The sequence below is a fragment of the Azospirillum isscasi genome (assembly GCF_030849505.1).
Classification (GTDB): domain Bacteria; phylum Pseudomonadota; class Alphaproteobacteria; order Azospirillales; family Azospirillaceae; genus Azospirillum; species Azospirillum isscasi.
Window position 1 is genome coordinate 1 of sequence record NZ_JAUJFI010000305.1, and the last position, 2,617, is coordinate 2,617.

4 protein-coding genes are annotated in these 2,617 nt (G+C 72.2%); 3 read left to right on the plus strand and 1 reads right to left on the minus strand.

Annotated elements, in window-relative coordinates; translation table 11 throughout:
• On the plus strand, window positions 1-947 hold a 947-nt coding region (locus tag QSG27_RS28430), incomplete at its 5' end, for a DUF3095 family protein (protein ID WP_306712150.1).
• On the opposite strand, the gene QSG27_RS28435 is transcribed toward QSG27_RS28430, so the two are convergent.
• Window positions 941-1,390 (minus strand): YccF domain-containing protein, encoded by a 450-nt coding sequence (locus QSG27_RS28435; protein WP_306712151.1) that lies wholly within the window; start codon window positions 1,388-1,390, stop codon window positions 941-943. The two genes, QSG27_RS28430 and QSG27_RS28435, sit on opposite strands and share 7 nt — an antisense overlap.
• 231 nt (window positions 1,391-1,621) lie before the next feature.
• Here QSG27_RS28435 and QSG27_RS28440 point away from each other — a divergent pair, with 231 nt between their 5' ends.
• Together QSG27_RS28440 and QSG27_RS28445 are read left to right on the plus strand one after the other, a co-directional pair.
• Window positions 1,622-2,182, plus strand: a complete 561-nt coding sequence (locus QSG27_RS28440) for a hypothetical protein (RefSeq protein WP_306712152.1) — start codon at window positions 1,622-1,624, stop codon at window positions 2,180-2,182.
• Between the two features lie 211 nt (window positions 2,183-2,393).
• Window positions 2,394-2,617 (plus strand): hypothetical protein (locus QSG27_RS28445; RefSeq protein ID WP_306712153.1); only part of this gene is annotated, 224 nt, incomplete at its 3' end.

The following is a 2,617-nucleotide window of genomic DNA, read 5'->3' on the forward strand; positions in this document are numbered from 1 at the left end:
CGCAGGCCGCCGCCTGCCAGTTCGGCAGCGACGGCGCCATCGCCGCCGTTCCGCCGGGCCGCGAACGGGCGGCGGCGGAAGCGCTGGCGGCGCTCGCCCATTGGGCCGCGACGGAGATGGACGTGCCGCTGCGGGTCGGCCTGGTGCCCGTGCAGGCGCTGCTGGACGAGGGGCTGGAGGTGCTGGCGGCCCTGCAGGATTTCGGCAACGGCAACGCCTTCGGCCTGTTCCTGGGCCGCGGGGTCGCCGCGGCGGACACCTGGGTGAAGGCCGACCCGCGCTGGCGGCTGGAGCCGCGTCCCGGCCCGCTGGCCGGGCTGGAGAGCGTGTCCTGCCGGTGGAATCCGGTGGACAGCGGGCGGGGCGTGGTCCTGTGCGTGATCGTGGACCCGCTGGCCGGCGGGGATGAGGGGCTGGAGGTGCTGGCCCGCGTCCAGGCGGACATCGAGCGGATCGTATCCACCGCCGCGGCGGCACCGCTCGGCATGGGGGAACGGCTGGCGCCGCGCTGGCCCCCCTCCTGGCGGTCGCTGTGGCTGGAGGCGCGGGCGCGGCCGCGCGGGCGGCGGCTGGCCTGCGCCCTGTCGGCGCTGGGGAAGTCGGCCCTGCTCACCCTGATGCTGCGCGCCGGCTGGCGGATGGCGGGCTTCGACCCGGAGCGCTACCGGCGCGGCATCGCCGAACGGTCGGACTTCCGCAAATCGGCGGGCGGGCCGCGCTTCGTCCTCGACGTGACGAAGGAGGAGGCGTCGGCGATCGAGGCCATGCTGGCCGCCCACGCGGCGGCCGGGCGCATCCGTTACGGCACGGCGCGGGCGGGGGCCTGCACGGTGACCTGCCTCGTCGGCGACCTCGCCGCCGACCGCCACGTCCATTTCGTGGATGGGGCGGATCTCGGCTTCTGGCGGGCTTCCGTCATGCTGAAGCGCATGGCCGGGGCTCAGTAGGTCGCGCGGCCCAGCAGGCGGCGGCGGGATTCCGCCTCGTCCACCGTCACGATCTCGGTGCCGACCGGCCACAGGGCCAGCAGCGCCAGCTTCAGATGCGCCCAGGCGAAGGGCAGGCCAATGATGGTGAGGGCGAGGCCGACCGCGGCCACCAGATGCCCCAGCGCCAGCCACCAGCCGGCCAGAACGAACCACAGGATGTTGCCCAGCGTGCCCAGGACGCCGGTCCCGATGTCCTCGCGGCCACGGAACTCATCCCGGCGGACGGCGGTTTGTCCAAAGGGCAACAGAGTGTACCAGGCGATCATGAACGCCGACCGCGCCCACGGAATGCCGACGATGGTGACGACCATCAGAACGGCCGCGAGGAGCCATCCCGCGGCCATCCAGATGCCGCCGGTCACCACCCACAGGATGTTGAGAAGAAGGCTGAGGAAGGGCATCGGTGTTTCTCCTTTTGCCCGCAGATGTGGGGACGGCGGGCGGTTTCGCCCAGAGGAGGGAGCGGCGAAAGTGGCGCATCGAAAGATTCACCCCCTCCCGGCTTCCGGCGGCTTGAATGCCTTCCGGAAAAGCCACAGATCGGAAGAGGGGCCTTTGAGAAAAAAGCGGTTCCGCAAGGAATCGGGGTCCGCGCCGCACGCCATCCAGGGTATCACCGGATCGGAGGCCGCATGAACGAGGTCCACAACCACGAAGAGACCACCGACGCCGCCGTCATGGGCGACGACGCCGAAAGCATGGCGCCCGTGGTCACCGCCATTCTCGGCACCGCCATCGCCGCGGCGGCCAAACGCGCCGGCACCGCCGACGTCGCCCACGGGGTGATCGCGGGCCTGCGCCTGCTGCGCTCCGCCGCGGAGGCCGAGGCCGGCTACACCATGGCGGCGGCCATCGACACGGCCATCCGCACGCGCCTGCTGGTGGAGAACCTGTCAGCCCTGCGCACCACGGGGCGCGCGCCCGCTCCGGTGCCGCTGCCCGAACCGGGGCGGGGGGTGGCCATCGCGTCGGCCATCTTCGTCAGCGCGGCGGAATCCTGCCTGACCGTGAACGCCCATGCGGAGGACAACGGCCCGTTGGAGCTGGCGGTCTTCGCCTTCTCCACCCAGCTGATCCAGCAGCTTGGCGGGACGCCGGACTGGCGGGACCTGATGCGGGAATTGCACCGCCCGTCCGAGCCGCGCGAGGACCGCCCGGTCGAGGCGCTTCCCGACGGCAACACCATCCACTGATTTCCCCCTTCACCGGTGCGGGTTCCGCGGGATAGGGCGGGACTGCGCAACAATTGGGGCAAAAACCTGCGATTTTCGGGCCTTCCGGCCACCGTTCGCGCCATTTCGGGCCTTTTTATGGTACGGGACAGCCCGCGCACCCTCCATTAGGCTCCCTGCCAATCGGCGGAGGGGATCTCCGCAACGAGTTCGGGAATCGGGGAGCGGAGCCTTGACCATACACAGCAGCGCCGGGCGGCCCGTGGGAGCCGCGTTCGGCATCGCGCCGCCGTCGGCCGGCGACTCGCCGGCCGCACGCTGCGGCGCATCCTGGGAGGCAGGGCGGGAAGCGGGGCGTGAAGCCGGGCCGGGCTGCCTGGTCGCCGGCGATCCCGCGGGGCGGCGCGTCGTCCTGATCCACGCGGCTTCCGGAGAGGCGCGGGCCTGGACCCGCCT

Coding starts and splice junctions, on each gene's coding strand:
- QSG27_RS28435 (WP_306712151.1), bottom strand. CDS start 1,390: ATGCCCTTCCTCAGCCTTCTTCTCAACATCCTGTGGGTGGTGACCGGC.
- QSG27_RS28440 (WP_306712152.1), top strand. CDS start 1,622: ATGAACGAGGTCCACAACCACGAAGAGACCACCGACGCCGCCGTCATG.